The sequence below is a fragment of the Microbacterium sp. MYb72 genome (assembly GCF_002979415.1).
GTDB classification, from domain to species: domain Bacteria; phylum Actinomycetota; class Actinomycetes; order Actinomycetales; family Microbacteriaceae; genus Microbacterium; species Microbacterium natoriense.
Genome location: NZ_PCOT01000009.1, coordinates 66,694 through 90,632 on the forward strand (window position 1 = coordinate 66,694; position 23,939 = coordinate 90,632).

The following is a 23,939-nucleotide window of genomic DNA, read 5'->3' on the forward strand; positions in this document are numbered from 1 at the left end:
TCCCCTCGCTGATTCCGTCGATCCCCAGTCTCCATACGGCGGATCCGCGAGGGGAGCAGTTCCCCCGGGAACACGAAGAAGCCCGCCGCCCCGGAAGGGGACGGCGGGCTTCTTTCAGCAAGCGGGTGCTTACTCGGACTTCTCCTCGACGGCGTCCGCGGCAGCAGCCTCGGCGGCCTCGCCCTCGGCCTGCGACTCGGCGCCTGCCTCGGCGGCCTCGTCGACGACGGGAGCCTCCTCGACGGGAGCCTCCTCGACGACCTCGGCCGGCTTCTCAGCCTTCGCGGCAGCCTTCTTCGTCGACTTCGCCTTGGGGGTGACGGGCTCGAGGACGAGCTCGATCACGGCCATGGGAGCGTTGTCGCCCTTGCGGTTGCCGATCTTCGTGATGCGGGTGTAGCCACCCTCACGGTCGGCGACCAGCGGCGCGATCTCGTTGAAGAGGATGTGCGCGGCGTCCTTGTTGGAACGCAGCACCGTGAGCGCACGACGGCGCGCGTGCAGGTCGCCGCGCTTGCCGAGCGTCACGAGACGCTCCGCGAGCGGACGCAGGCGCTTCGCCTTGGTCTCGGTCGTGGTGATCGACTTGTGGGTGAAGAGCTGGGCCGCGAGGTTGGCAAGCAGCAGGCGCTCGTGTGCGGGGCCGCCTCCGAGGCGGGGACCCTTGGTGGGCTTGGGCATATCTAACTCCTGGTCAGGAAAGGTCGGGTCAGCTGGCCTCTGCCAGATGACAATCCGGGTGGGTCAGAAGGACTCGTCTTCGCTGCCGCCGTAGAAGTGGGCGCCGTCGAAACCGGGCACCGAATCCTTGAGCGACAGACCGAGCGAGATGAGCTTGTCGCGCACCTCGTCGACCGACTTCTGGCCGAAATTGCGGATGTTCATGAGCTGCGTCTCCGACAGGGCGACGAGCTCGGAAACAGTGTTGATGCCCTCACGCTTCAGGCAGTTGTACGAGCGCACGGACAGGTCGAGGTCCTCGATCGGCATGGACAGCTCGCTGGAGTTCACAGCCTCCACCGGCGCCGGGCCGATCTCGATGCCCTCGGCCTCGACGTTCAGCTCGCGGGCGAGGCCGAACAGCTCGGTGAGCGTCTTCGCAGCCGAAGCGACGGCGTCGCGGGGGCTGATCGCCGACTTGGTCTCGACGTCGAGGACGAGCTTGTCGAAGTCGGTGCGCTCACCCGCACGGGTGGCGTCGACGCGGTAGCTGACCTTGAGGACCGGCGAGTAGATCGAGTCGATCGGGATCTGACCGGCCTCTGCGTACTCGTTGCGGTTCTGCGTCGCCGAGACGTAGCCGCGGCCGCGCTCGATGGTGAGCTCCAGCTCGAACTTCGCCGTGTCGTTCAGCGTCGCGATGACGAGCTCGGGGTTGTGCACCTCGACACCGGCCGGAGCCGAGATGTCGGCGGCGGTCACTTCGCCCGCACCGGTCTTGCGCAGGTACGCCGTGATCGGCTCGTCGCGCTCGGACGAGACGACGAGCTGCTTGATGTTGAGGATGATCTCGGTGACATCCTCCTTCACGCCGGGGATGGTGCTGAACTCGTGCAGCACGCCGTCGATGCGAACGCTGGTGACCGCGGCGCCGGGGATCGACGACAGCAGGCTGCGACGCAGCGCGTTGCCGATCGTGTATCCGAAGCCGGGCTCCAGAGGCTCGATGATGAACCGGCTCCGGTTCTCGACGATCTTTTCCTCGGTCAGTGTGGGACGCTGTGCAATAAGCACTCTGTGTTCCTTTCGATCACATGCCCGCTATATGACATGTGGTGTGGTGAGGTCTTGAGTTGTGGAAGTCATGCCCGCACGCGGGCATGCGAGGGATGCCGTGGCACCCCTCGCATGAGCCGGATCAGACGCGGCGACGCTTCGGCGGGCGGCAGCCGTTGTGCGCCTGCGGGGTGACGTCCGAGATCGAGCCGACCTCGAGGCCAGCGGCCTGGAGCGAGCGGATCGCGGTCTCGCGGCCGGAGCCCGGACCCTTCACGAGGACGTCGACCTTCTTGACACCGTGCTCCGCAGCCTGACGGGCAGCGGACTCGGCAGCCATACCGGCGGCGTACGGGGTCGACTTGCGGGAGCCCTTGAAGCCCACGCCACCCGACGACGCCCACGCGATGACAGCGCCGGACGGGTCGGTGATCGAGACGATCGTGTTGTTGAACGTCGACTTGATGTGGGCCTGGCCCAGCGCGATGTTCTTCTTTTCCTTGCGGCGCGGCTTGCGCGCGGCGGCCTTGGGTGCAGCCATGAAAATGTTCTCCTAGTCCCTGGGGCCGCGCTTAGCGGGCCTTCTTCTTGCCTGCGACGGTGCGCTTCGGGCCCTTGCGGGTACGGGCGTTGGTCTTGGTGCGCTGACCACGGACCGGGAGACCACGACGGTGGCGGATGCCCTCGTAGGAGCCGATCTCGACCTTGCGGCGGATGTCTGCTGCAACCTCGCGGCGCAGGTCACCCTCCACCTTGTAGTTGCCTTCGATGTAGTCGCGGAGGGCGATCAGCTGGTCGTCGCTGAGGTCCTTCACGCGGATGCTCTCGTCGATCTCCGTAGCCTTGAGGATCTCGACCGAGCGGGTACGGCCGACGCCGTAGATGTAGGTAAGGGCGATCACCACGCGCTTGTCGCGCGGGATGTCAACGCCGGCAAGACGTGCCATGCGGTTCTCCTGGGTTTTGTGGAGGTGTGGAACAGGATCGGTGCCCGGGCCTCCGCCCCGAGGTGTCCCCCACCGGAGTGGGATCTGATCCTGCCTGCTAGTCGCGGTCGGTGAGCGAGCGAAGAGAGACGAGACGCCTCATCGCTCGCGCGACCTGTATTGAGTTGTGTGTCAGATCTCTAGGGATCAGCCCTGGCGCTGCTTGTGGCGCGGGTTGCTCTTGCAGATCACCATGACGCGGCCGTGGCGGCGGATCACCTTGCAGTGATCGCAGATGGGCTTGACGCTGGGGTTGACCTTCATGATTTTTCCTGTTCGCTGTCTTCACCGGGCAGGCACGATGCCTGGGGTGTTACTTCTCGACCGATCAGCGGTAGCGGTAGACGATGCGCCCGCGCGTGAGGTCGTAGGGGCTGAGCTCCACGACCACGCGGTCCTCGGGGATGATGCGGATGTAGTTCTGCCGCATCTTGCCTGAGATCGTTGCCAGAACCTTGTGTCCGTTGGTGAGCTCAACGCGGAACATCGCGTTGGGCAGCGCCTCGGACACGACGCCCTCGATCTCGATGACACCGTCTTTCTTAGCCATAGCCTCGCTGACGCTTCTGCAGACCGGTCGATCTGCGGTGGGTGATTTGGATTGCGGTGCTGCACCGATTCAGACACGCCGAATCAAGGCGCAAGGCACCAAAGATCTATGGTATCCGACGGCGGGGGTTCCGGCAAGCTGGCGCCCCCGCCGCCGATGCGTCACTCCGCGACGCGCCGAGCGCGTGCGGCGAGGAAGAGGACGACACCGCCGAGGAGCACCACCGCGCCTCCCCCGATCAGCCAGGTCGACGCCTGGCCGCCGGTGGTCGCGAGCGCTCCGTCGTGAGCGCCTCTCGCATCGCCGTTCGCTGCCGCCGTGGCCGAGGCCGCGGCGCTGGCAGCCGCGTTCGCGTCGGCAGCGGCGCTCGCGCCCGCAGACGCCCCGTCCGCCCCGGCGTCGGCGTGCACGCCGTTCGCATCGGCGCCCGCATCCGCACCGTTCGCATCCGCACCGTTCGCATCCGCACCATTCGCATCCGCACCGGCATCCGCGTCCGCACCGGCATCCGCGTCCACACCGGGATCGGGGTCATCACCGCATGTCCCCGACCAGGGGTAGGCGTGCATCTCGTTGCCGCCGCCGCTGGCGAGGAGGTCGCCGCCGACGTACATGCGCCCGTTGGTGTTGGCGATCACCTCCGCGTCGGCGTGGGGAGCCAGGAACGATCCGGGGATCTGCGTGGATCCCCCGATCGTCGCCGTCGTCGCGTCCTCGAGGTTCCAGAGGATGGATGCGGCGATGTCGCCGTCTCCTGGCGACGTCATCGCGATGCCGAACGGCGCCCGCAGGTCGTTGTAGTCGTACGCGTTGGCCTTCAGGCTGACGGCGCCGCCGCTCACGTTCACCACGATCGGCGCGTGCGGACGGATGTTGCGGAAGTAGATCGCGTTCGCGGATCCGAGCTGCTCCGCGGTGACGTCGAACACCTGCAGCTCGTCGGCGCCGGTGCCCCTGAGCTCCATGTCGACCCAGCCGGCCCCCTGCACGGTGACGACGCCGTTGGCGGTCTCGTCGCTCAGTGCGGAGGACCACCCCTCGACACGGCTCTGGAAGGAGCCGTGGGGGTCCAGCGCCACCGGGGCGGTCAGTCCCGTCTCCAGGGATGCTCCGCTGTTCTGGATGCTGCCAGGAGCCGCAGAGCCGCCGATCCTGACGGCTCCACCGGGGTTCGACGTGTCGCCGACGTGCAGGACGGCGCCGTCGGCCGCCGTCACGTCTCCGCCGACCTGGAGCTGGGTCTCTCCCGGCGCGGGGCGGATGTCGGATCCGATCGCGATGCCGACGATGAAGCTGCGGTCGATGTGCATGTCACCGCCGACCACGACCAGCCCTTCGGCCTCGGCCGATCCGGTCACGGTGAGATCGCCGCCGACGTAGGTGTTGATGCCCGTATCATGCACCTGCGGCTGCCACGGAGCGCTCCCGTCGATCCACGGGAACCCGCCGTCCGGCGTGCACATCCCCAGCGGTGCTCCGATGCCTCCAGGCAGCGGAGCGGCGAACGCCGCGGGGGCGGCGCCTCCGGCGATCATCGCGATTCCCACGGCGGCAACGGCGGCCGCTCCTCCAGCGCGCTTCGGGCGCGCGAAATTGCTCTTCATCATGTCTCCCTCCCCGGTTCATGATGGACTTTTGTTACCTTAGCTAACTAATCTGAGCGGCGCCTGGGCGGAGCCGCTCCTGCACACGACGAAGCGGGCCCGCGATAACTCGCGGGCCCGCTTCGGGACGTGTGCGTTCAGGCGTCGGAGCGCCCGGACGACGGTCAGCTGATCAGGTCGGTGAACGTCTTCATGTCCGCGGCATCCTGGAGGTTGAGGCGCTTGCCGTTGACCTCGACGGTCGGCGTCCCCTTGATGTCGTGCGCCTGGGCCTGGGCGGCGCCGAACTTGCGGTAGGTCTCGTCGGTGATGCACGAGGCAGCATCATCCGCGCCGACCTGCTTCGCGATGTCGACGAGCTGCTCGTTCGTGAGGCCGGTGCTGTTCTCCGCGGGCTGGTTCTCGAACAGCGCCTTGGCGAAGTCGAGGTACTTGTCGGGGTTCGACTCCGCCACGCAGACCGCGGCTCCTGCGGAGCGCGACGAGTACTCGGTGCCCTGCGAGTAGCGGTCCAGGATCGCGATGGGGTGGTACGAGAGCGTGATGCGCCCGTCGGCGGCTGCCGCCTCGAGGTCGGCGCCGAACTGGTCTTCGAAGCTCTTGCAGATCGGGCACTGGAAGTCCGCGAAGACCGCGATCTCATCCTTGCCCTCGCCGAACGAGATCGCGCCGGTCTTGGCGTCGAACGTCTGGTTGCTGGTGGGAGTCGCGCCAGGGCTGGTCGCCTGATTGTTCATGAACCACACGACGCCACCGAGCGCGATCAGCACGACGACCACGGCCGCGGACACGCCGACCGCGAACCAGTTGGTGTTCTTCTTCGCGACTGCCATTGCTTTCCGATCTGTCGAGGCCCACTGTCGTGAGTCCGCCTTGAAGTCCTCGGGCGCAGATGCGCCACACGACTCTATTCTGCCTGGAGAAACCTATGCGGCTGTTGTGACCGCGTCCGGGGCGCCTAGGCGATCGGCGTCGGCGTCACGCCGAAGGGAGCGAGACCCGCCGCTCCCCCGTCGGCTGCGGTGAGAACCCAGATGCCGCCGTCGTGCACGGCGACGCTGTGCTCCCAGTGCGAGCCGTCCGAGCCGTCGACGGTCGAGACGGTCCAGTCGTCGTCTTCGACGAAGGTCGCCTCTCCACCCGCGGTGACCATCGGCTCGATCGCGAGCACCAGGCCGGGCTTGATCTCGGCGCCGGGGTCGGGCGTCCGGTAGTTGAAGACGCTGGGCGCCTCGTGCATCTTCCGGCCGATGCCGTGGCCCACGTACTCGCGAAGGATGCCGTAGGTCTCTCCGGAGACGGCCGAAGGCCCCTGGTCTTCGATGAACCCCTGGATGGCCGCGCCGATGTCGCCGATGTGGGAGACCGACGCCATGGCGGCGATGCCCGCCCACATCGAGCCCTCGGTCACCCGGGACAGCTCGGTGCGGCGAGCGACGATCTCGGCATCCGCGTCGCCGGGCACGATGAACGTGCGCGCGCTGTCGCCGTTCCACCCCTGGTACTGCGCGCCGCCGTCGACCGAGACGATGTCTCCCGCCTCCAGCACGCGATCACCGGGGATGCCGTGCACGACCTCCTCGTTGACCGACACGCACAGCGTGTGGCGGTAGCCGCGGACGAGCTGGAAGTTCGACTCCGCACCGCGGTCCAGGATCGTCCTGTTCGCGGCGGTGTCGAGCTCGAGAGTCGTGACGCCCGGACGGATCAGCGGAGCGACGGCGTCGAGCGCCGCGGCCGTGATGAGCCCCGGCTCGACCATCGACCGCAGCTGCGCGGGGGTCTTGTAGATCGAGCGACGGAACATCTCAGACCGCGACGCGGAGGCCGCGGGCGTCGAGCGCCGCGAAGATGCGCTCGGTGATCTCGTCGAGCGAGCCCACGCCGTCGATCGTGTCCACGATGCCGCGAGGACCGTACACGGACAGGATCGGAGCGGTCTCGTGCTCGTAGATGTCCAGCCGGTGCGCGATGGCCTCGGGGGTGTCGTCGGTGCGGCCCTGCTCGGTCGCACGCAGCGCCAGACGCGAGATGCTCTCGTCGCGCGGCACGTCGAGCAGGATCACCGCGTCGAGGCTCTCGCCACGGCCCGCGAGGAACTCGTCGAGGTGCTCGACCTGATGCGTGTTGCGCGGGTATCCGTCGAGCAGGAACCCGGCGGCGGCGTCATCCTGCGCGAGTCGATCGCGGACGATCTCGCTGGTCAGCTCGTCGGGCACGAGGTCGCCGGCGTCGAGGATCGCTGTCACCTGCTGGCCCAGCTCGGTGCCGGCCTTGATGTTCGCGCGGAAGATGTCTCCGGTCGACACCACGGGGATGCCGAACGACTCGGCGATGCGCACACCCTGCGTGCCCTTGCCGGAGCCCTGAGGGCCGACGATCAGGAGACGAGCGGATGCGGTCATCGGAGGAGCCCTTCGTAGTGTCGCTGCTGCAGCTGCGCGTCGATCTGCTTGACCGTCTCGAGACCCACACCGACGATGATGAGGATCGAGGCGCCGCCGAACGGGAAGTTCTGGTTGGCGTTGACGACGGCGAGGGCGATGAGCGGGATGAGCGCGATCAGACCGAGGTAGATCGAGCCCGGCAGCGTGATGCGCGTGAGCACGTAGTCGAGGTACTCGGCGGTCGGACGCCCCGCGCGGATGCCGGGGATGAAGCCGCCGTACTTCTTCATGTTGTCGGCGACCTCGACCGGGTTGAACGTGATCGCGACGTAGAAGTAGGTGAAGCCGATGATCAGCAGGAAGTACACCAGCATGTAGATCGGGTGGTCGCCCTTGGTGAAGTTCGCCGTGATCCAGGTCACCCAGGCTGCGGGCGTCGAACCGTCCTGCGGAGTGTTGAACTGCGCGATCAGCGCAGGGATGTACAGCAGCGACGAGGCGAAGATCACGGGGATCACGCCGGCCATGTTCACCTTGATCGGGATGTACGTGTTCGTGCCGCCGTATGTGCGGCGCCCGACCATGCGCTTGGCGTACTGGACCGGGATGCGGCGCTGGGACTGCTCGACGAAGACGACGAGTCCCATCACGATCACACCGACGACGAGCACCATCAGGAAGATCTCGAAGCCCTTGGTCTCCCAGATGAGCGCCATCGCGCCGGGGAAGGTCGCGGCGATCGAGGTGAAGATGAGCAGCGACATGCCGTTGCCGATGCCGCGCTCGGTGACGAGCTCGGCGAACCACATGATGAGTCCGGTGCCTGCGGTCATCGCGACGATGATGAGCAGCTGCGCCCACCACACGTCGTTCGTCAGCAGGTTCTGGCATGCGGCGACGTCGGTGTTGCCGAAGAGCTGCCCGCTGCGCGCGACGGTGACCAGCGTGGTCGACTGCAGCAGCGCGAGAGCGATGGTGAGGTAGCGCGTGTACTGGGTCAGCTTGGACTGCCCTGCCTGACCCTCCTTGTGCAGCGCCTCGAAGTGCGGGATCACCACACGGAGCAGCTGCGTGATGATCGTCGCGGTGATGTACGGCATGACGCCGAGGGCGAAGATCGACAGCTGCAGCAGTGCACCGCCGGAGAAGAGATTGACGAGACCCAGAAGGCCTTCCGTACCGGAGTTCTGCGCGAGACACGCCTCGACGTTCGGGAAGTGCACGAACGGAGCGGGGATGTTGGACCCGAGCCGGTAGATGGCGACGATCGCCAGAGTGAAACCGATCTTCCGACGCAGGTCGGGCGTGCGGAAGATCCGCGCGATGGCGCTAAACAAGGACGTCCTCCTGAAAAGGTTGCCTATCCCTGAGGGATGGCTGAAAGACCAGGGTAACTCAAAAGAGGGGCCGGAGATTTCTCCGACCCCTCTCTTGCAGTGGTTACTTGACGGATCCGCCCGCAGCCACGATCTTCTGCTCGGCAGAACCCGAGACCTTGTCGACCGCGACGGTGAGCTTCACGGCGATGTCGCCGTTGCCCAGAACCTTGACCTTCTCGTTCTTGCGAACGGCACCCTTGGCGACCAGGTCGCTGACGGTGACGTCGCCACCGGCCGGGTACAGCTCCGCGAGCTTCTCCAGGTTCACGACCTGGTACTCCACGCGGAACGGGTTCTTGAACCCGCGCAGCTTCGGGGTGCGCATGTGCAGAGGCATCTGCCCACCCTCGAAGCCGACGCGAACGGTGTTGCGGGCCTTGGTGCCCTTGGTGCCGCGACCGGCCGTCTTGCCCTTGGAACCCTCACCGCGACCGACACGGGTCTTCGCGGTGTTGGATCCGGGGACCGGACGCAGGTGGTGCACCTTCAGGACGCCGGGGCGGGATGCCGGAGCATCCTTCTTCGGCGCAGCCTTCTTGGCGGCGGGCTTCTTCGCAGGAGCCTCGGCCTTGGCGTCGACCGCGGCCTTCGCCGGAGCCTTTGCCGCAGCGGGCTTCTTCGCGGCGGCAGCCTTGGGGGCCGCTGCCTTCTTCGGGGCCTTCTCAGCCTCGACGGCTTCGTTCTTCTCAGCCATTAGTCGATCTCCTCAACCTTCACGAGGTGGGCGACGGTCTTGACGTAGCCGCGCGTCTGCGCGTCGTCGGGGCGAACGGTGCTGTCACCGATGCGCTTCAGACCGAGGCTGCGCAGCGTGTCACGCTGGTTCTGCTTCTCGCTCACCTTGGACTTGATCTGCGTGACCTTGAGCCGGGCGGCCATCAGGCACCTACCTTCTGTGCGGCGATGGCCTCAGCCTCGGCGCGGACGAGACGCGCAGGTGCGACCTGGTCGAACTCGAGGCCACGACGCGCGGCGACCGCACGGGGCTCCTCGAGCTGCTTCAGGGCCGCGACCGTCGCGTGCACGATGTTGATCGTGTTCGACGAGCCGAGCGACTTCGACAGCACGTCGTGGATGCCGGCGCACTCGAGCACGGCGCGGACGGGACCACCGGCGATGACACCGGTACCGGCAGCGGCCGGACGAAGCAGGACCACACCGGCGGCCGCCTCACCCTGCACCGGGTGCGGGATGGTGCTGCCGACGCGCGGAACGCGGAAGAAGTTGCGCTTGGCCTCTTCGACGCCCTTCGAGATGGCCAGGGGCACCTCGCGAGCCTTGCCGTAGCCGACGCCGACCAGACCGTTGCCGTCGCCGACGACCACGAGAGCGGTGAAGCTGAAGCGACGACCACCCTTCACGACCTTCGACACGCGGTTGATCGTGACGACGCGCTCGAGGAACTGGTTGTCACCACGGTCGCGCGAGTTGCGGTCACGGCCACCCTGGTTGCGGTCACCACGGCCACCGCCGCGGCGGTTGTCGCGCTGAGACGGCTCTGCCTGCGTGGTGCCGGTGGCCGTCTCGGAAGTGGCAGCAGCCGCTTCGGTCACTTCGTTCTCCTTGTTGTCACTCACAGTGCCAGGCCCCCTTCGCGAGCGCCATCGGCGATGGCGGCGACACGACCGGCGTAGCGGTTGCCGCCACGGTCGAACACTGCCTCGGAAACGCCTGCGGCCTTCGCGCGCTCGGCGAGGAGCTCGCCGACCTTGCGGGCCTTGGCGGTCTTGTCACCCTCGAGCGTGCGCAGGTCGGTCTCGAGCGTCGAAGCCGACGCCACGGTGTGACCCTTGCTGTCGTCGACGAGCTGCACGAAGACGTGGCGAGCCGAACGGTTGACGACGAGACGCGGACGCGCCTCGGTGCCGACGACCTTCTTGCGAAGGCGGGCGTGACGACGCGCGCGGGCGTCAGACTTTGATTTGAGAGCCATGGTTACTTACCACTCTTTCCGGCCTTGCGACGCACGACCTCGCCCGCGTAGCGGACACCCTTGCCCTTGTACGGCTCAGGCTTGCGGATCTTGCGGATGTTCGCAGCTGCCTCGCCGACAGCCTGCTTGTCGATGCCGCTGACGGTGAGCTTGTTGGTGCCCTCCACCGTCAGGGTGATGCCGGCGGGCGGGTCGATGAGGACCGGGTGCGAGAAGCCGAGGGCGAACTCGACCGAGCTGCCCTTCTGAGCCACGCGGTAACCGGTTCCGACGACCTCGAGACCCTTGGTGTAGCCCTGGGTCACGCCGATGATGTTGTTGTTGATGAGCGTGCGGGTCAGGCCGTGAAGCGACCGCGACGCGCGCTCGTCGTCGGGACGAGTGACGAGAACCTGGTTCTCCTCGACCGCGACCTCGATGGGGCTGGCCACCGTCAGGGTGAGTTCACCCTTGGGGCCCTTCACCGCGACCTCACGGCCGTCGACCGAAACGGTCACGCCCGCGGGAACCTCGATGGGAAGTCGTCCAATACGCGACATTTCGGATTACCACACGTAGGCGAGAACTTCTCCGCCCACGCCCTTCTGCTCAGCCTGACGGTCGGTGAGAAGACCGGAGGAGGTGGACAGGATGGCCACGCCGAGGCCGCCGAGGACCTTGGGGAGCTCGGTGGACTTCGCGTACACGCGGAGGCCGGGCTTCGACACGCGCTTGATGCCCGCGATCGAACGCTCACGGTTGGGGCCGTACTTCAGCTGGAGGGTGAGATTCTTGCCGACGCGAGCGTCAGAGGTCTCCCAGCCGGCGATGTAGCCCTCCTGCTGGAGGATCTCGGCGATGTGCGTCTTGAGCTTGCTCGACGGCAGGGTCACGGAGTCGTGATGCGCCGAGTTCGCGTTGCGCAGACGGGTCAGCAGATCTGCGACCGGGTCTGTCATTGTCATTGTTGTTTTCCTTTGGTCATGAGGTTCCGGCTGCCGTTACACGACAGACGGCCTGCGATGAACACGCAATCTTCAATTGTACGGCATGCCGGGAGCCGGATGCTGCGGGTGAACACAGCATCCGGCTCTCACATGCCGGGCTTACGCCTGGGCGTCGTCCGACCGGAACGGGAAGCCGAGGTGACGGAGCAGTGCCCGGCCCTCGTCATCCGTCTTCGCGGTGGTGACGACGGTGATGTCGAAACCGCGAACCCGGTCGATCTTGTCCTGGTCGATCTCGTGGAACACGCTCTGCTCCTGGAGACCGAAGGTGTAGTTGCCGTTGCCGTCGAACTGCTTGGCCGACAGACCGCGGAAGTCGCGGATGCGGGGCAGTGCGAGCGAGACCAGGCGGTCCACGAACTCCCACGCGCGGTCACCACGGAGGGTGACGTGCGCGCCGATGGCCTGACCCTCACGCAGCTTGAACTGCGCGATGGACTTGCGGGCCTTCGTGACGATCGGCTTCTGGCCGGTGATCTTGGTGAGGTCGTCGACCGCACCATCGATCACCTTGCTGTCGCGAGCCGCCTCACCGACACCGGTGTTCACGACGACCTTGACCAGACCGGGGATCTGCATGACGTTCGAGTAGCCGAACTCGTCCTGCAGAGCCTTCTTGATCTCGGCGTTGTACTTCTGCTTCAGGCGCGGCTGGATCTTGCCAGCCGGCGCGGCAGTGGCGTTGCTCATCAGAGGTCCTTACCGCTCTTCTTCGCGTAACGCACGCGGACGGTGCGCTTGACGCCGTCCTTGGTCTGCTCCTCGACCCGGTGGCCGACCTTGGTCGGCTTCTTGGTCGAGGGGTCGACGACTGCGACGTTCGAGATGTGGATGGGAGCCTCGACAGTCTCGAGGCCGCCCGTCTTGGTGCCACGCTGCGTCTGGCCGACGCGGGTGTGCTTGGTGACGTAGTTCACGCCTTCGACGATGACGCGGTTCTGGCCGGACAGGATCTCGAGGACCTTGCCCTGCTTGCCGCGGTCGCCGCCCTTCTCCTGCTTGCGACCGCTGATGACCTGAACCAGGTCGCCCTTCTTGATCTTCGCCATGATTAGATGACCTCCGGCGCCAGCGACACGATCTTCATGAACTTCTTGTCACGAAGCTCACGACCGACCGGACCGAAGATGCGGGTGCCGCGGGGCTCCCCGTCGTTCTTCAGGATGACGGCGGCGTTCTCGTCGAACTTGATGTAGGAGCCGTCCGGACGACGGACCTCCTTCTTGGTGCGGACGATGACCGCCTTGACGACGTCGCCCTTCTTGACGTTCCCACCGGGGATCGCGTCCTTGACGGTCGCGACGATGGTGTCGCCCAGGCCGGCGTAACGACGCTTGGAGCCACCGAGCACGCGGATGGTGAGCAGCTCCTTGGCGCCGGTGTTGTCGGCGACCTTGAGTCGGGATTCCTGCTGAATCACTTGGCCTTCTCCAGAATCTCCACCAGACGCCAGCGCTTCGTGGCGCTCAGCGGGCGGGTCTCGTTGATGAGGACCAGGTCGCCGATGCCGGCGGAGTTGGTCTCATCGTGCGCCTTGACCTTCGAGGTGCGGCGGATGACCTTGCCGTAAAGCGGGTGCTTCACGCGGTCCTCGACCTCGACCACGATGGTCTTGTCCATCTTGTCGCTGACGACGTAGCCACGACGCGACTTGCGATACCCGCGGGCATCCTCGTCGCGGACGTCGTGAGCGGCGTGCTCAGCCTCGACGGCGGCTTCCTTCTTGGTGGCCATCACTCAGCCTCTTCCTTCACGGCGTCGTCAGCGGAGTCCGCCTTCTTCGCCTTCGACTTGGTCGCCTTCTTGGCCGGAGCCTCGACGGGAGCGGGCGTCGCACGGATGCCCAGCTCGCGCTCGCGGATCACGGTGTAGAGACGCGCGATGTCGCGCTTGACGGCGCGGATGCGGCCGTGGCTCTCCAGCTGGCCGGTGGCCGACTGGAAACGGAGGTTGAACAGCTCCTCCTTGGCCTTGCGCAGCTCCTCAACGAGGCGCTGGTCTTCGAACGTGTCGAGCTCTGCCGGAGCGAGCTCCTTGGTGCCGATCGCCATTACGCGTCGCCCTCCTCGCGCTTGATGATGCGTGCCTTGAGCGGCAGCTTGTGAATGGCACGGGTCAGTGCCTCGCGAGCGAGTTCCTCGCTCACGCCGGCGACCTCGAAGAGGACGCGACCCGGCTTGACGTTGGCAACCCACCACTCGGGGGAACCCTTACCGGAACCCATGCGGGTTTCGGCCGGCTTCTTCGTGAGCGGACGGTCGGGGTAGATGTTGATCCACACCTTTCCGCCACGCTTGATGTGACGCGTCATCGCGATACGAGCGGACTCGATCTGACGGTTGGTCACATACGCCGGGGTGAGCGCCTGGATGCCGAACTCACCGAACGACACCTTGGTGCCACCGGTGGCCTGGCCCGAGCGGCCCGGGTGGTGCTGCTTGCGGTACTTGACCTTACGAGGGATAAGCATCAGGCAGACGCTCCTTCTGCGACGGGGGCCTCGTTGCGCGGCGCGCGGCGGCGGTCGCCACCACGGTCGTCACGACGGGACTTCGGTGCGTTGGCCTGCTCGCGGGCAAGCTCCTTGGCGGTGAGGTCGCCCTTGTAGATCCAGACCTTCACGCCGATGCGGCCGAAGGTGGTCTTGGCCTCGTAGAAGCCGTAGTCGATGTTCGCACGAAGCGTGTGCAGCGGCACACGGCCCTCGCGGTAGAACTCCGACCGGCTCATCTCGGCGCCGCCGAGACGGCCGGAGACCTGGATGCGGATGCCCTTGGCGCCAGCGCGCTGCGCGCCCTGGAGACCCTTGCGCATCGCACGACGGAACGCCACGCGAGCAGAGAGCTGCTCGGCGATGCCCTGTGCGACGAGCTGAGCGTCGGCCTCGGGGTTCTTGACCTCGAGGATGTTCAGCTGGATCTGCTTGCCCGAGAGCTTCTCGAGGTCGCCGCGGATGCGCTCGGCCTCGGCTCCACGACGACCGATCACGATGCCCGGACGGGCGGTGTGGATGTCGACGCGGACGCGGTCACGGGTGCGCTCGATCTCGATGTTCGAGACACCGGCGCGGTCGAGCTGCGTCTTGAGCAGGTTGCGGATCTTGATGTCCTCGGCGACGTAGTCGGCGTAGCGCTGACCCGGCTTCGTCGAGTCGGAGAACCAGCGCGACACGTGGTCCGTGGTGATGCCGAGACGGAAGCCGTACGGGTTTACCTTCTGTCCCATTACTTGCTCGCCTTCTTGTTGCTGTCGCCCGAGGCGGCCGGAGCCGTCTGGGGCGTCGAGAGCACGACCGTGATGTGGCTCGTGCGCTTCTTGATCTGGAAAGCGCGACCCTGTGCACGGGGCTGGAAACGCTTGAGCGTCGTGCCCTCGTCGACGTAGGCGTTAGCCACGTACAGGTCCTGCTCGTCGAGGAACTCCCCGTCGCGATCCGCCTTCACCTGCGCGTTGGCCATGGCCGACGCGACAAGCTTGTAGATCGGCTCGCTGGCGCTCTGCTGCGCGAACTTCAGGATCGCGAGAGCCTCCTGGGCCTGCTTGCCCTTGATGAGCGCAACGACACGACGAGCCTTCTGCGGGGTCACGCGGATGTGTCGCACGCGTGCGATGGATTCGACCATTAGCGGCGCCGCCCCTTCTTGTCGTCCTTCTCGTGGCCGCGGAAGGTGCGGGTGGGCGCGAACTCGCCCAGCTTGTGACCGACCATGGTCTCGGACACGAACACAGGGATGTGCTTGCGACCGTCGTGGACCGCGATCGTGTGACCCAGCATGGCCGGGATGATCATGGACCGGCGAGACCAGGTCTTGATGACGTTCTTCGTGCCGGCTTCGTTCTGCACGACCACCTTGCGAAGCAGGTGCTCGTCGACGAAGGGGCCCTTCTTAAGACTGCGAGGCATCTTCTCTTACTCCTACTTGCGCTTCTTGCCGGCGTTGCGACGGCGCACGATGTACTTGTCGCTTTCCTTGTTGGCGTGACGGGTGCGACCCTCAGCCTGACCCCAGGGGGAGACCGGGTGACGACCACCGGAGGTCTTACCCTCACCACCACCGTGGGGGTGGTCGACCGGGTTCATCGCGACACCACGCACGGTCGGGCGGACGCCCTTCCAGCGCATGCGGCCGGCCTTGCCCCAGTTGATGTTCGACTGCTCGGCGTTGCCCACCTCGCCGATGGTCGCGCGGCAGCGCGCATCGACGTTGCGGATCTCGCCCGAGGGCAGACGCAGCTGGGCGTAGGGGCCGTCCTTGGCGACGAGACGGACGGACACGCCGGCCGAACGTGCCAGCTTCGCGCCGCCGCCGGGGCGGAGCTCGATGGCGTGGATGACCGTACCCGTGGGGATGTTCTTCAGCGGGAGGTTGTTGCCCGGCTTGATGTCGGCCGATGCACCCGACTCGACGATGTCGCCCTGCTTCAGCTTGTTCGGCGCGATGATGTAGCGCTTCTCGCCGTCGAAGTAGTGCAGCAGTGCGATGCGTGCGGTGCGGTTGGGGTCGTACTCGATGTGAGCGACCTTGGCGTTCACGCCGTCCTTGTCATTGCGACGGAAGTCGATGACACGGTACTGGCGCTTGTGGCCACCACCGATGTGACGGGTCGTGATGCGGCCCTGGTTGTTGCGACCACCGGTCTTCGAGAGCGGGCGCAGCAGCGACTTCTCCGGCGTCGATCGAGTGATCTCGGCGAAGTCAGCCACCGACGAGCCGCGGCGGCCCGGGGTCGTGGGCTTGTACTTGCGAATAGCCATGATTGTCCTTATCCCCCGGATCAGCCGATTGCCGTGAAGATGTCGATGGTGCCCGACTTCAGGGTCACGATGGCGCGCTTGGTGTCCTTGCGCTTGCCGGTGCCGAAGCGGGTGCGGCGAGCCTTGCCGACGCGGTTGAGAGTGTTGACGCTCGCGACCTTGACGCCGAAGATCTTCTCGATGGCGAGCTTGATCTCGGTCTTCGAGGCACGGGGGTCGACGAGGAAGGTGTACTTGCCCTCATCGATGAGCCCGTAGCTCTTCTCGGACACGACCGGCTTCAGGATGATGTCGCGCGGGTCCTTGTTCAGGGCCGTCTGGAGAACAGATGCCTGCTCGCTCATGCGGAGACCTCCTGGTTGGCGCCGGTCTTCGAGGCGATGAAGCCCTCGAGAGCGGCCTGGGTGAAGACGATGTCGTCGGAGACGAGCACGTCGTAGGCGTTGAGCTGGTCGAACGTCAGCACGTGCAGGTTCGACAGGTTGCGAATGCTCTTCAGCGTCACGTCGTCGTTGCGCTCGATCACCACGAGCACGTTCTTCGACGAGACGACGTTGGTGAGGAAGCTCACCGCGGTCTTGGTCGAAGGCGTGCCGTCGATGCCGAAGGACTCGATGGCGTGGATGCGGTCGCCGCGGAAACGGTCGCTCAGCGCGCCCAGGAGGGCGGCGGCGATCATCTTCTTGGGCGTGCGCTGCGAGTAGTCGCGCGGCTTCGGGCCGTGCACGATGCCACCGCCGGTCATGTGCGGCGCGCGGATCGAGCCCTGACGGGCGTTACCCGTGCCCTTCTGCTTGAAGGGCTTGCGGCCGGCACCGGAGACCTCACCGCGACGCTTGGTCGAGTGGGTGCCCTGACGTGCGGCAGCGAGCTGCGCGACGACGACCTGGTGGATCAGCGGGATGTTCGTCTTGACGTCGAACAGCGCGGCGGGAAGCTCGATCGAGCCTGCCTTCTTGCCGTCTGCCTTGAGGACGTCGAGCGCGAGAGTCGAGTCAGCCATGATCAGGCACCCTTCACTGCGTTGCGGACGTAGACGATGCGACCGCGAGCACCGGGGACTGCGCCCTTGACGAGCAGCAGACCCTTCTCGATGTCGACGGCGTGCACCGTGAGGTTGAGGACGGTCACGCGCTCGCCACCCATACGGCCGGCCATGCGCATGCCCTTGAAGACGCGGCTCGGGGTCGACGATGCGCCGATGGAGCCGGGCTTGCGGTGGTTGCGGTGCGAACCGTGCGATGCCGAGACGCCCTTGAAGTTGTGACGCTTCATGACACCGGCGAAGCCCTTGCCCTTGCTCGTGCCGACGACGTCGACGAGCTGGCCGGCCTCGAAGGTGGCGTCGACCGTGAGCTCCTGGCCCAGGGTGTAGTCGCCGGCATCCGCGGTGCGGATCTCGGTGACGTGACGACGCGGCGTGACGCCTGCAGCCTCGAAGTGGGCGGAGAGCGGCTTGTTCACCTTGCGCGGGTCGATCTGACCGTACGCGATCTGCACGGCGTTGTAGCCGTCCTTCTCGGGGGTACGGATCTGGGTGACCACGTTCGGCGCGAGCTCGATGACGGTGACGGGAATGAGCTTGCCACTCTCGTTCCACACCTGGGTCATGCCGAGCTTCGTGCCCAGCATGCCCTTGGAAATCTTTGCGTTGATGTCAGCCATGTCGAACCTCAGAGCTTGATCTCGATGTTGACATCGGCCGGCAGGTCAAGGCGCATCAGCGAGTCGACGGCCTTGGGCGTCGGGTCGACGATGTCGATCAGACGCTTGTGGGTGCGCATCTCGAAGTGCTCGCGGCTGTCCTTGTACTTGTGGGGCGACCGGATGACGCACACGACGTTCTTCTCGGTCGGAAGGGGCACGGGTCCGACGACGGTCGCGCCCGCACGGGTCACGGTGTCGACGATCTTGCGTGCGGACGTGTCGATGACCTCGTGGTCATACGACTTCAGGCGAATGCGGATCTTCTGTCCCGCCATTGTCTGCTCTCTCTCTTTAGGCGTCGTACCGTCCGGGACCGGATGATCCTGGGGCATTGGACGCACGATGGCGCTGGTTGCGCCTCGGCACGAGAACGGCTCTTGCGAGTCGATCTGCTGCACCACTGTTCTGCTGTCATCCCGCACGCCTCGCGACGTGCGGATGCCGACCTCCATCACGCATGATGAAGCCTCGATGAGGAGTGTCGGGGGTGTTCTGCCATACGCGGCCTAGGTCCCTGCGCCCCATCCCATTCGGGACGACGCCGCCTATGCACACTCGTGATGGTGATCCAGCGCACGCGAAGCACGCCGAAATGTCGAACCTGACTATTCTGCCATGCCGGATTTCACTTCTGCAAACCCGGGCGTGTCGCGCTTCCGCCGCAGCCGTCGCAACGGCGTTCTTCAGGCCTCTGCAGCCCGCGACGCGGGCGGATCAGGAGAGCGGGGCGAGGCATCCCCATGCCTCGCCCCGCTTGGGGAGGGCGTCCAGTGCGAGGGGGCACACCGAACGCGAGGAGCCCGGCGTGAAGGGACGCCGTGCTCCCCGACCGAGGGCGCGGCAGATGACCTGCCGCGCAGGCAGGGAGACGCTGTGGCGCACAGAGTGCGCGCGTCGCACGATGATCCCCAAGATCGTTCCCCAGTTCGAACGCGGCGAGCCGCGTGGATGCGGGAGGTCGAACCCCTTCGACGTCCCAGACCGCAAGTTCCCCAGACGGTCAGATGTCATTGTACGGGATGACTCCGCAGGAACGCGATACCGGAGACCGGAATACTGGGTTCCTCCCCGATCTCGTCCGGACGCAGAGAAGCGGCGGCCCTCCCCTCAGGAAGGACCGCCGCTCCGAGTCTGCGCGAGGGTTACTCGTTGCCGACGGCCTTGTCGGCGCCGTCGCGGATCTCGTCGATCTTGTCGGCCGCGCCGGGGGCGATCTTCTTGGCGAAGTCGGCGACACCGTCGAGGACCTTGTCGCTGATGTCCTCGGCCTGCTCGCTCTTGACCGCCTCTTCGATCTTGTCCTTGTTCTGCTCGAAGAGTTCCTTGCCCTTGTTGACGGCGTCCTCGATACCCATGGTGAATCCCCTTCTGAGGTGTGCTCTGCGCCGACCGATCAGGCCGACCCACTCATTCTGCATGTCGACGCCGGTATACGGAACCCCGTGCACCGATTGAGACACCGAGTGTCATCGAATCGGGAAACACAAAGGGGCCGAGCCCGAAGGCTCGACCCCTGTGCGAAGGAAGCGGATGCTTACTTGATGATCTTCGTGACCGTACCGGCGCCGACGGTGCGTCCACCCTCACGGATGGCGAAGCCGAGGCCGTCCTCCATGGCGATCGGCTGGATCAGCTCGACCGTCATGTCGGTGGTGTCGCCGGGCATGACCATCTCGGTGCCCTCGGGCAGCGAGATGACGCCGGTGACGTCGGTGGTGCGGAAGTAGAACTGCGGGCGGTAGTTCGTGTAGAACGGGTTGTGACGGCCGCCCTCTTCCTTCGAGAGGATGTAGGCGGTGCCCTCGAAGTTGGTGTGCGGCGTGACCGAACCCGGCTTCACGATGACCTGGCCGCGCTCGACGTCCTCACGCTTGGTGCCACGGAGCAGGAGACCGCAGTTCTCGCCGGCCCATGCCTCGTCGAGCTGCTTGTGGAACATCTCGATACCCGTGACCGTGGTCTTGACGGTCGGACGGAGTCCGACGATCTCGACCTCGGAGTTGATGGCCAGCGTGCCACGCTCGGCGCGGCCGGTGACGACGGTTCCACGACCGGTGATCGTGAAGACGTCCTCGACGGGCATCAGGAAGGGCTTGTCGCGGTCGCGCTCCGGCTCCGGAACGCTGTCGTCGACGGCCTGCATCAGGTCGAGGATGGCCTGGGTCCACTTCTCGTCACCCTCGAGGGCCTTCAGAGCGGAGACGCGCACGACCGGCGCGTCCTCGTCGAAGCCCTGAGCGGCGAGCAGCTCGCGAACCTCGAGCTCGACGAGCTCCAGGATCTCCTCGTCGTCGACCGCGTCGGACTTGTTCAGCGCGACGAGCAGGTAGGGAACGCCGACCTGCTTGGCGAGCAGCACGTGCTCACGCGTCTGAGCCATCGGGCCGTCGGTGGCGGCGACCACGAGGATCGCGCCGTCCATCTGAGCCGCACCGGTGATCATGTTCTTGACGTAGTCGGCGTGGCCGGGAGCGTCGACGTGCGCGTAGTGGCGCTTCGGGGTCTCGTACTCGATGTGCGAGATGTTGATGGTGATACCACGCTGGCGCTCTTCCGGCGCCGAGTCGATGGAAGCGAAGTCGCGCTGCACGTTGGTGTCAGACGGGAACTTGTCAGCAAGCACCTTCGAGATCGCTGCGGAGAGCGTGGTCTTGCCGTGGTCAACGTGACCGATGGTTCCGATGTTGACGTGCGGCTTGGTCCGCTCGAACTTGGCCTTAGCCACTGGGTCCTCCTCAGGACGTCGTTGTAGAGGTGACCGGGCACTGGTTTGCGACCGGTTCTCTACGGGTTTTGTTTCTCAGTTTAGTAGAGAGGGAATGTGAAGTTGTAGGTGACCTGGGAGCCGGGTCGGAACCCGGCTCCCAGAAGTGTTACTCGCCGCCCTGGTGCTTCTGGACGATCTCGTCGGCCACTGCACGGGGAACCTCAGCGTAGCTGTTGAACTCCATGGAGTAGACGGCGCGACCCGAGGTCTTCGAGCGCAGGTCGCCGATGTAGCCGAACATCTCGGACAGCGGGACGTGCGCGCGGACGACCTTGACGCCTGCGGCATCCTCCATCGACTGGATCTGGCCACGACGCGAGTTCAGGTCGCCGATGACGTCGCCCATGTACTCCTCCGGAGTACGGACCTCGACGGCCATCAGCGGCTCGAGCAGCACCGGGCTCGCCCGGCGGAGAGCCTCCTTGAGACCCATCGAGCCTGCGATCTTGAACGCCATCTCCGAGGAGTCGACATCGTGAGCCGCACCATCGACGATCGTCGCCTTGACGCCGACGATCGGGTAGCCGGCGAGGACGCCGACGTTCATCGCATCCTGGAAACCGGCGTCGATCGAGCCGATGTACTCACGCGGGATGCGCCCACCGGTGACGGCGTTGACGAACTCGTAGGTCTTGTCGTTGTCGAGCTCGAGCGGCTCGATGTTGAACTGGATCTTCGCGAACTGACCCGAACCACCGGTCTGCTTCTTGTGCGTGTAGTCGTGCTTCTCGACGGCCTTGCGGATCGTCTCGCGGTACGCGACCTGCGGCTTGCCGACGTTCGCCTCGACGTTGAACTCGCGCTTCATGCGGTCGACGAGGATGTCGAGGTGCAGCTCGCCCATGCCCTTGATGGTCGTCTGACCGGTCTCGGGGTTGAGCTCCGTGCGGAAGGTCGGGTCCTCCTCAGCGAGCTTCTGGATGGCGACACCCAGCTTCTCCTGGTCGGCCTTGGTCTTCGGCTCGATGGCGACCTCGATGACGGGCTCCGGGAACGTCATCGACTCGAGGACGACCGGCGCTGCGGGGTCGGTGAGGGTGTCACCCGTCGTGGTGTCCTTCAGGCCGATGACCGCGTAGATGTTGCCGGCGGTGACCGAGGGGACCGGGATCTCCTTGTTGGCGTGCATCTGGAAGATCTTCCCGATGCGCTCCTTCTTGCCCTTGGTCGAGTTGATGACCTGAGCGCCGGAGTCGAGCTGGCCGGAGTACACGCGCACGTAGGTCAGGCGACCGAAGAACGGGTGCACGGCGACCTTGAACGCGAGAGCTGCGAACGGGTCGTTGGCGTCGGGGTGACGCTCGATGATCGTGTCGTAGTCCTTGGGGTCGTGCGCCTCGATCGAGCCCACGTCGAGCGGGTTCGGGAGGTAGTCGACGACAGCGTCCAGCATCGGCTGGACACCGCGGTTCTTGAACGCCGAACCGCAGAGGACCGGGTAGATCTCGGACGCGACGGTGAGCTTGCGGATGGCGCCCTTGATCTCGGCGACCGTGAGCTCCTCGCCACCGAAGAACTTCTCGAGCAGCGCGTCGTCGGTCTCGGCGACGGTCTCGAGGAGCTGCTGACGGTACTCGTCCGCCTTCTCCTTGAGGTCGGCCGGGATCTCCTGGATCTCGTAGGAGGCGCCCATGGTGACGTCACCCTTGGAGTCGCCGGCCCAGACCAGCGCACGCATCTCGACGAGGTCGATGACGCCGATGAAGTCGTTCTCCGCGCCGATCGGCAGCTGGATGACGAGCGGCTTGGCGCCGAGGCGGTTGATGATGGTGTCGACGGTGAAGTAGAAGTCCGCGCCGAGCTTGTCCATCTTGTTGACGAAGCAGATGCGGGGGACGTTGTACTTGTCGGCCTGACGCCACACGGTCTCGGACTGGGGCTCGACGCCCTCCTTGCCGTCGAACACGGCGACCGCGCCGTCGAGGACGCGGAGCGAGCGCTCCACCTCGACCGTGAAGTCCACGTGACCGGGGGTGTCGATGATGTTGATCTGGTTCTTGTTCCAGTAGCAGGTCACGGCGGCAGACGTGATCGTGATGCCGCGCTCCTTCTCCTGCTCCATCCAGTCGGTGGTCGAGGCACCGTCGTGCGTCTCGCCGAGCTTGTGGTTGACGCCCGTGTAGAACAGGATGCGCTCGGTCGTGGTGGTCTTGCCAGCATCGATGTGAGCCATGATGCCGATGTTCCGAACCTTGCTCAGGTCGGTGAGCACGTCTTGTGCCACAGGAGTGTCCTTATCTTTTTGGCAGTCGAACTGCGAAGAGGGGGGTGCCCGCCCCCGGCGGGCGGCCGGGGGCGGGCGAAGCTGTTACCAGCGGTAGTGAGCGAACGCGCGGTTCGACTCGGCCATCTTGTGGGTGTCCTCGCGGCGCTTGACCGCGGCACCGAGGCCGTTCGACGCGTCCAGGATCTCGTTCTGGAGACGCTCGGTCATCGTCTTCTCACGACGACCCTTGGCGTAGCTGACGAGCCAGCGCAGCGCGAGGGTGTTCGCGCGGTGCGGCTTGACCTCGACCGGCACCTGGTAGGTCGAGCCACCGACGCGGCGGCTCTTGACCTCGAGGGTGGGGCGGACGTTGTCGAGCGCCTTCTTCAGCGTGGCGACGGCATCCTGGCCGCCGTTCTTCGCCTCGACGCCCTTGAGGGCGTTGTAGACGATCGACTCGGCGAGGGACTTCTTGCCGTCGACGAGGATCTTGTTGACCAGCTGGCTGACGATCGGAGCGCCGTATACCGGGTCGTTGACGACGGGACGCTTAGGTGCGGGACCCTTACGAGGCATCTAACTCAACCCTTCTTCGCGCCGTAGCGGCTGCGAGCCTGCTTACGGTTCTTGACGGCCTGGGTGTCCAGGGCGCCGCGGACGATCTTGTAACGCACACCGGGGAGGTCCTTGACACGACCGCCGCGGACCAGGACCAGGGAGTGCTCCTGGAGGTTGTGGCCCTCACCGGGGATGTACGCGGTGACCTCGGTGCCGTTGCGGAGCTTGACACGGGCGACCTTGCGCATCGCCGAGTTCGGCTTCTTCGGGGTGGTGGTGTACACACGGGTGCAGACACCGGCCTGCTGGGGGTTCGACTTCAGTGCGGGCGCCTTGGTCTTCGAGACCTTGGGCGAGCGACCCTTGCGAACCAACTGCTGAATGGTTGGCACGTTCTCTCCTCA

General features: G+C 65.8%; 36 protein-coding genes. All 36 read right to left on the minus strand.

Translation table 11 applies throughout. The features are described from left to right. Positions 1-129 precede the first annotated feature (129 nt). The 36 genes from rplQ to rpsL all read right to left on the minus strand — a co-directional run bounded on the left by rplQ (position 130) and on the right by rpsL (position 23,927). Positions 130-681: a 50S ribosomal protein L17 gene (rplQ, locus tag CQ047_RS07010; RefSeq protein WP_105673667.1), complete on the minus strand. Its 552-nt coding sequence runs from the start codon at positions 679-681 to the stop codon at positions 130-132. 63 nt (positions 682-744) lie between these two features. Then, complete coding sequence (locus CQ047_RS07015) at positions 745-1,734, minus strand: DNA-directed RNA polymerase subunit alpha (RefSeq protein WP_017201565.1); 990 nt, start codon at positions 1,732-1,734, stop codon at positions 745-747. 124 nt (positions 1,735-1,858) lie between these two features. Then, positions 1,859-2,257 (minus strand): 30S ribosomal protein S11, encoded by a 399-nt coding sequence (gene rpsK, locus CQ047_RS07020; RefSeq protein ID WP_050722515.1) that lies wholly within the window; start codon positions 2,255-2,257, stop codon positions 1,859-1,861. A 31-nt stretch (positions 2,258-2,288) separates the two neighbouring features. Further along, on the minus strand, positions 2,289-2,663 hold the full coding sequence (gene rpsM / locus CQ047_RS07025) for a 30S ribosomal protein S13 (protein ID WP_047524098.1): 375 nt from the start codon (positions 2,661-2,663) through the stop codon (positions 2,289-2,291). A gap of 186 nt (positions 2,664-2,849) precedes the next feature. After that, positions 2,850-2,966 (minus strand): 50S ribosomal protein L36, encoded by a 117-nt coding sequence (gene rpmJ / locus CQ047_RS07030; RefSeq protein ID WP_005050492.1) that lies wholly within the window; start codon positions 2,964-2,966, stop codon positions 2,850-2,852. 64 nt (positions 2,967-3,030) lie between these two features. After that, a complete protein-coding gene (gene infA / locus CQ047_RS07035; RefSeq protein WP_005050493.1) occupies positions 3,031-3,252 on the minus strand; it encodes a translation initiation factor IF-1 in 222 nt (73 codons plus the stop codon). A gap of 161 nt (positions 3,253-3,413) precedes the next feature. Continuing rightward, positions 3,414-4,859 carry a choice-of-anchor A family protein gene (locus tag CQ047_RS07040; RefSeq protein ID WP_105673669.1) on the minus strand — a complete coding sequence of 482 codons (1,446 nt, stop codon included), beginning with the start codon at positions 4,857-4,859 and terminating at the stop codon, positions 3,414-3,416. A gap of 161 nt (positions 4,860-5,020) precedes the next feature. Then, on the minus strand, positions 5,021-5,689 hold the full coding sequence (locus tag CQ047_RS07045) for a thioredoxin domain-containing protein (RefSeq protein ID WP_105673671.1): 669 nt from the start codon (positions 5,687-5,689) through the stop codon (positions 5,021-5,023). Positions 5,690-5,814: 125 nt separating this feature from the next. Continuing rightward, positions 5,815-6,663, minus strand: coding sequence for a type I methionyl aminopeptidase (map, locus tag CQ047_RS07050; RefSeq protein WP_105673673.1), 849 nt, complete (start codon positions 6,661-6,663; stop codon positions 5,815-5,817). Between the two features lies 1 nt (position 6,664). Further along, positions 6,665-7,261, minus strand: coding sequence for an adenylate kinase (locus tag CQ047_RS07055; RefSeq protein WP_105673675.1), 597 nt, complete (start codon positions 7,259-7,261; stop codon positions 6,665-6,667). Beyond that, a complete protein-coding gene (gene secY, locus CQ047_RS07060) occupies positions 7,258-8,580 on the minus strand; it encodes a preprotein translocase subunit SecY (protein WP_105673677.1) in 1,323 nt (440 codons plus the stop codon). Before secY ends, CQ047_RS07055 begins: the two co-directional genes overlap by 4 nt. A gap of 103 nt (positions 8,581-8,683) precedes the next feature. Beyond that, complete coding sequence (gene rplO / locus CQ047_RS07065) at positions 8,684-9,316, minus strand: 50S ribosomal protein L15 (protein WP_105673679.1); 633 nt, start codon at positions 9,314-9,316, stop codon at positions 8,684-8,686. Then, the gene (gene rpmD / locus CQ047_RS07070) at positions 9,316-9,501 is read right to left on the minus strand and encodes a 50S ribosomal protein L30 (RefSeq protein WP_067121122.1); all 186 of its coding nucleotides are present in this window, start codon (positions 9,499-9,501) and stop codon (positions 9,316-9,318) included. The genes rplO and rpmD overlap by 1 nt, the downstream gene beginning before the upstream one ends. Continuing rightward, positions 9,501-10,199, minus strand: coding sequence for a 30S ribosomal protein S5 (rpsE, locus tag CQ047_RS07075; RefSeq protein WP_105673681.1), 699 nt, complete (start codon positions 10,197-10,199; stop codon positions 9,501-9,503). The genes rpmD and rpsE overlap by 1 nt, the downstream gene beginning before the upstream one ends. After that, on the minus strand, positions 10,196-10,555 hold the full coding sequence (rplR, locus tag CQ047_RS07080; protein ID WP_105673683.1) for a 50S ribosomal protein L18: 360 nt from the start codon (positions 10,553-10,555) through the stop codon (positions 10,196-10,198). Before rplR ends, rpsE begins: the two co-directional genes overlap by 4 nt. Positions 10,556-10,557: 2 nt before the next feature. Further along, positions 10,558-11,094 (minus strand): 50S ribosomal protein L6, encoded by a 537-nt coding sequence (rplF, locus tag CQ047_RS07085; RefSeq protein WP_105673685.1) that lies wholly within the window; start codon positions 11,092-11,094, stop codon positions 10,558-10,560. Positions 11,095-11,100: 6 nt separating this feature from the next. Next, positions 11,101-11,499 (minus strand): 30S ribosomal protein S8, encoded by a 399-nt coding sequence (rpsH, locus tag CQ047_RS07090; protein ID WP_105673687.1) that lies wholly within the window; start codon positions 11,497-11,499, stop codon positions 11,101-11,103. 141 nt (positions 11,500-11,640) lie between these two features. Then, a complete protein-coding gene (gene rplE / locus CQ047_RS07095) occupies positions 11,641-12,231 on the minus strand; it encodes a 50S ribosomal protein L5 (RefSeq protein ID WP_105673689.1) in 591 nt (196 codons plus the stop codon). Further along, positions 12,231-12,590, minus strand: coding sequence for a 50S ribosomal protein L24 (gene rplX, locus CQ047_RS07100; protein WP_105673690.1), 360 nt, complete (start codon positions 12,588-12,590; stop codon positions 12,231-12,233). Before rplX ends, rplE begins: the two co-directional genes overlap by 1 nt. 2 nt (positions 12,591-12,592) lie before the next feature. After that, positions 12,593-12,961: a 50S ribosomal protein L14 gene (gene rplN / locus CQ047_RS07105; RefSeq protein ID WP_017201583.1), complete on the minus strand. Its 369-nt coding sequence runs from the start codon at positions 12,959-12,961 to the stop codon at positions 12,593-12,595. Beyond that, positions 12,958-13,275 carry a 30S ribosomal protein S17 gene (gene rpsQ, locus CQ047_RS07110; RefSeq protein WP_105673692.1) on the minus strand — a complete coding sequence of 106 codons (318 nt, stop codon included), beginning with the start codon at positions 13,273-13,275 and terminating at the stop codon, positions 12,958-12,960. Before rpsQ ends, rplN begins: the two co-directional genes overlap by 4 nt. Beyond that, complete coding sequence (gene rpmC / locus CQ047_RS07115) at positions 13,275-13,592, minus strand: 50S ribosomal protein L29 (RefSeq protein WP_017829202.1); 318 nt, start codon at positions 13,590-13,592, stop codon at positions 13,275-13,277. The genes rpsQ and rpmC overlap by 1 nt, the downstream gene beginning before the upstream one ends. After that, complete coding sequence (gene rplP, locus CQ047_RS07120) at positions 13,592-14,011, minus strand: 50S ribosomal protein L16 (RefSeq protein WP_105673694.1); 420 nt, start codon at positions 14,009-14,011, stop codon at positions 13,592-13,594. The genes rpmC and rplP overlap by 1 nt, the downstream gene beginning before the upstream one ends. Further along, the gene (rpsC, locus tag CQ047_RS07125) at positions 14,011-14,766 is read right to left on the minus strand and encodes a 30S ribosomal protein S3 (RefSeq protein ID WP_105673696.1); all 756 of its coding nucleotides are present in this window, start codon (positions 14,764-14,766) and stop codon (positions 14,011-14,013) included. Before rpsC ends, rplP begins: the two co-directional genes overlap by 1 nt. Then, the gene (gene rplV, locus CQ047_RS07130; protein WP_105673698.1) at positions 14,766-15,164 is read right to left on the minus strand and encodes a 50S ribosomal protein L22; all 399 of its coding nucleotides are present in this window, start codon (positions 15,162-15,164) and stop codon (positions 14,766-14,768) included. The genes rpsC and rplV overlap by 1 nt, the downstream gene beginning before the upstream one ends. Beyond that, positions 15,164-15,445, minus strand: a complete 282-nt coding sequence (gene rpsS / locus CQ047_RS07135; RefSeq protein ID WP_017201589.1) for a 30S ribosomal protein S19 — start codon at positions 15,443-15,445, stop codon at positions 15,164-15,166. The genes rplV and rpsS overlap by 1 nt, the downstream gene beginning before the upstream one ends. A 12-nt stretch (positions 15,446-15,457) precedes the next feature. Then, positions 15,458-16,297, minus strand: coding sequence for a 50S ribosomal protein L2 (gene rplB / locus CQ047_RS07140; protein WP_105673701.1), 840 nt, complete (start codon positions 16,295-16,297; stop codon positions 15,458-15,460). A gap of 20 nt (positions 16,298-16,317) precedes the next feature. Further along, positions 16,318-16,641: a 50S ribosomal protein L23 gene (gene rplW / locus CQ047_RS07145; RefSeq protein ID WP_017201591.1), complete on the minus strand. Its 324-nt coding sequence runs from the start codon at positions 16,639-16,641 to the stop codon at positions 16,318-16,320. Then, complete coding sequence (gene rplD, locus CQ047_RS07150) at positions 16,638-17,300, minus strand: 50S ribosomal protein L4 (protein ID WP_105673703.1); 663 nt, start codon at positions 17,298-17,300, stop codon at positions 16,638-16,640. The genes rplW and rplD overlap by 4 nt, the downstream gene beginning before the upstream one ends. 2 nt (positions 17,301-17,302) lie before the next feature. Next, positions 17,303-17,962 (minus strand): 50S ribosomal protein L3, encoded by a 660-nt coding sequence (gene rplC, locus CQ047_RS07155; RefSeq protein ID WP_105673705.1) that lies wholly within the window; start codon positions 17,960-17,962, stop codon positions 17,303-17,305. 8 nt (positions 17,963-17,970) lie between these two features. Further along, complete coding sequence (gene rpsJ / locus CQ047_RS07160; RefSeq protein WP_017201594.1) at positions 17,971-18,279, minus strand: 30S ribosomal protein S10; 309 nt, start codon at positions 18,277-18,279, stop codon at positions 17,971-17,973. A gap of 867 nt (positions 18,280-19,146) precedes the next feature. After that, entirely contained in the window at positions 19,147-19,359 is a 213-nt protein-coding gene (locus CQ047_RS07165) for a hypothetical protein (protein ID WP_105673707.1), read from the minus strand. Positions 19,360-19,538: 179 nt separating this feature from the next. Further along, complete coding sequence (tuf, locus tag CQ047_RS07170) at positions 19,539-20,729, minus strand: elongation factor Tu (RefSeq protein ID WP_105673709.1); 1,191 nt, start codon at positions 20,727-20,729, stop codon at positions 19,539-19,541. Positions 20,730-20,877: 148 nt separating this feature from the next. Next, positions 20,878-22,995 carry an elongation factor G gene (fusA, locus tag CQ047_RS07175; RefSeq protein ID WP_105673711.1) on the minus strand — a complete coding sequence of 706 codons (2,118 nt, stop codon included), beginning with the start codon at positions 22,993-22,995 and terminating at the stop codon, positions 20,878-20,880. Between the two features lie 84 nt (positions 22,996-23,079). Continuing rightward, positions 23,080-23,553, minus strand: a complete 474-nt coding sequence (rpsG, locus tag CQ047_RS07180; protein ID WP_045256225.1) for a 30S ribosomal protein S7 — start codon at positions 23,551-23,553, stop codon at positions 23,080-23,082. A 5-nt stretch (positions 23,554-23,558) separates the two neighbouring features. Continuing rightward, positions 23,559-23,927 (minus strand): 30S ribosomal protein S12, encoded by a 369-nt coding sequence (rpsL, locus tag CQ047_RS07185; protein WP_013584051.1) that lies wholly within the window; start codon positions 23,925-23,927, stop codon positions 23,559-23,561. Positions 23,928-23,939 lie beyond the last annotated feature (12 nt).

Excerpts from the sequence above, each read along its gene's own strand:
- rpsM (WP_047524098.1), bottom strand. The coding sequence starts at position 2,663 with ATGGCACGTCTTGCCGGCGTTGACATCCCGCGCGACAAGCGCGTGGTG.
- rplR (WP_105673683.1), bottom strand. The coding sequence starts at position 10,555 with ATGGCTCTCAAATCAAAGTCTGACGCCCGCGCGCGTCGTCACGCCCGC.
- rplB (WP_105673701.1), bottom strand. The coding sequence starts at position 16,297 with ATGGCTATTCGCAAGTACAAGCCCACGACCCCGGGCCGCCGCGGCTCG.
- rplV (WP_105673698.1), bottom strand. The coding sequence starts at position 15,164 with ATGGTCGAATCCATCGCACGCGTGCGACACATCCGCGTGACCCCGCAG.
- infA (WP_005050493.1), bottom strand. The coding sequence starts at position 3,252 with ATGGCTAAGAAAGACGGTGTCATCGAGATCGAGGGCGTCGTGTCCGAG.
- rpsQ (WP_105673692.1), bottom strand. The coding sequence starts at position 13,275 with ATGGCCACCAAGAAGGAAGCCGCCGTCGAGGCTGAGCACGCCGCTCAC.
- rplX (WP_105673690.1), bottom strand. The coding sequence starts at position 12,590 with ATGGCGAAGATCAAGAAGGGCGACCTGGTTCAGGTCATCAGCGGTCGC.
- rplC (WP_105673705.1), bottom strand. The coding sequence starts at position 17,962 with ATGGCTGACATCAACGCAAAGATTTCCAAGGGCATGCTGGGCACGAAG.
- rpmD (WP_067121122.1), bottom strand. The coding sequence starts at position 9,501 with ATGGCCGCCCGGCTCAAGGTCACGCAGATCAAGTCCAAGGTGAGCGAG.
- rpmJ (WP_005050492.1), bottom strand. The coding sequence starts at position 2,966 with ATGAAGGTCAACCCCAGCGTCAAGCCCATCTGCGATCACTGCAAGGTG.
- rplP (WP_105673694.1), bottom strand. The coding sequence starts at position 14,011 with ATGCTTATCCCTCGTAAGGTCAAGTACCGCAAGCAGCACCACCCGGGC.
- CQ047_RS07165 (WP_105673707.1), bottom strand. The coding sequence starts at position 19,359 with ATGGGTATCGAGGACGCCGTCAACAAGGGCAAGGAACTCTTCGAGCAG.
- rpmC (WP_017829202.1), bottom strand. The coding sequence starts at position 13,592 with ATGGCGATCGGCACCAAGGAGCTCGCTCCGGCAGAGCTCGACACGTTC.
- CQ047_RS07045 (WP_105673671.1), bottom strand. The coding sequence starts at position 5,689 with ATGGCAGTCGCGAAGAAGAACACCAACTGGTTCGCGGTCGGCGTGTCC.
- rpsJ (WP_017201594.1), bottom strand. The coding sequence starts at position 18,279 with ATGGCGGGACAGAAGATCCGCATTCGCCTGAAGTCGTATGACCACGAG.
- rplQ (WP_105673667.1), bottom strand. The coding sequence starts at position 681 with ATGCCCAAGCCCACCAAGGGTCCCCGCCTCGGAGGCGGCCCCGCACAC.
- CQ047_RS07040 (WP_105673669.1), bottom strand. The coding sequence starts at position 4,859 with ATGATGAAGAGCAATTTCGCGCGCCCGAAGCGCGCTGGAGGAGCGGCC.
- CQ047_RS07055 (WP_105673675.1), bottom strand. The coding sequence starts at position 7,261 with ATGACCGCATCCGCTCGTCTCCTGATCGTCGGCCCTCAGGGCTCCGGC.
- rplO (WP_105673679.1), bottom strand. The coding sequence starts at position 9,316 with ATGGCTGAGAAGAACGAAGCCGTCGAGGCTGAGAAGGCCCCGAAGAAG.
- rplF (WP_105673685.1), bottom strand. The coding sequence starts at position 11,094 with ATGTCGCGTATTGGACGACTTCCCATCGAGGTTCCCGCGGGCGTGACC.
- rpsK (WP_050722515.1), bottom strand. The coding sequence starts at position 2,257 with ATGGCTGCACCCAAGGCCGCCGCGCGCAAGCCGCGCCGCAAGGAAAAG.
- rpsC (WP_105673696.1), bottom strand. The coding sequence starts at position 14,766 with ATGGGACAGAAGGTAAACCCGTACGGCTTCCGTCTCGGCATCACCACG.
- rplW (WP_017201591.1), bottom strand. The coding sequence starts at position 16,641 with ATGAGCGAGCAGGCATCTGTTCTCCAGACGGCCCTGAACAAGGACCCG.
- rplE (WP_105673689.1), bottom strand. The coding sequence starts at position 12,231 with ATGAGCAACGCCACTGCCGCGCCGGCTGGCAAGATCCAGCCGCGCCTG.
- rpsH (WP_105673687.1), bottom strand. The coding sequence starts at position 11,499 with ATGACAATGACAGACCCGGTCGCAGATCTGCTGACCCGTCTGCGCAAC.
- rpsG (WP_045256225.1), bottom strand. The coding sequence starts at position 23,553 with ATGCCTCGTAAGGGTCCCGCACCTAAGCGTCCCGTCGTCAACGACCCG.
- rplD (WP_105673703.1), bottom strand. The coding sequence starts at position 17,300 with ATGGCTGACTCGACTCTCGCGCTCGACGTCCTCAAGGCAGACGGCAAG.
- map (WP_105673673.1), bottom strand. The coding sequence starts at position 6,663 with ATGTTCCGTCGCTCGATCTACAAGACCCCCGCGCAGCTGCGGTCGATG.
- rpsS (WP_017201589.1), bottom strand. The coding sequence starts at position 15,445 with ATGCCTCGCAGTCTTAAGAAGGGCCCCTTCGTCGACGAGCACCTGCTT.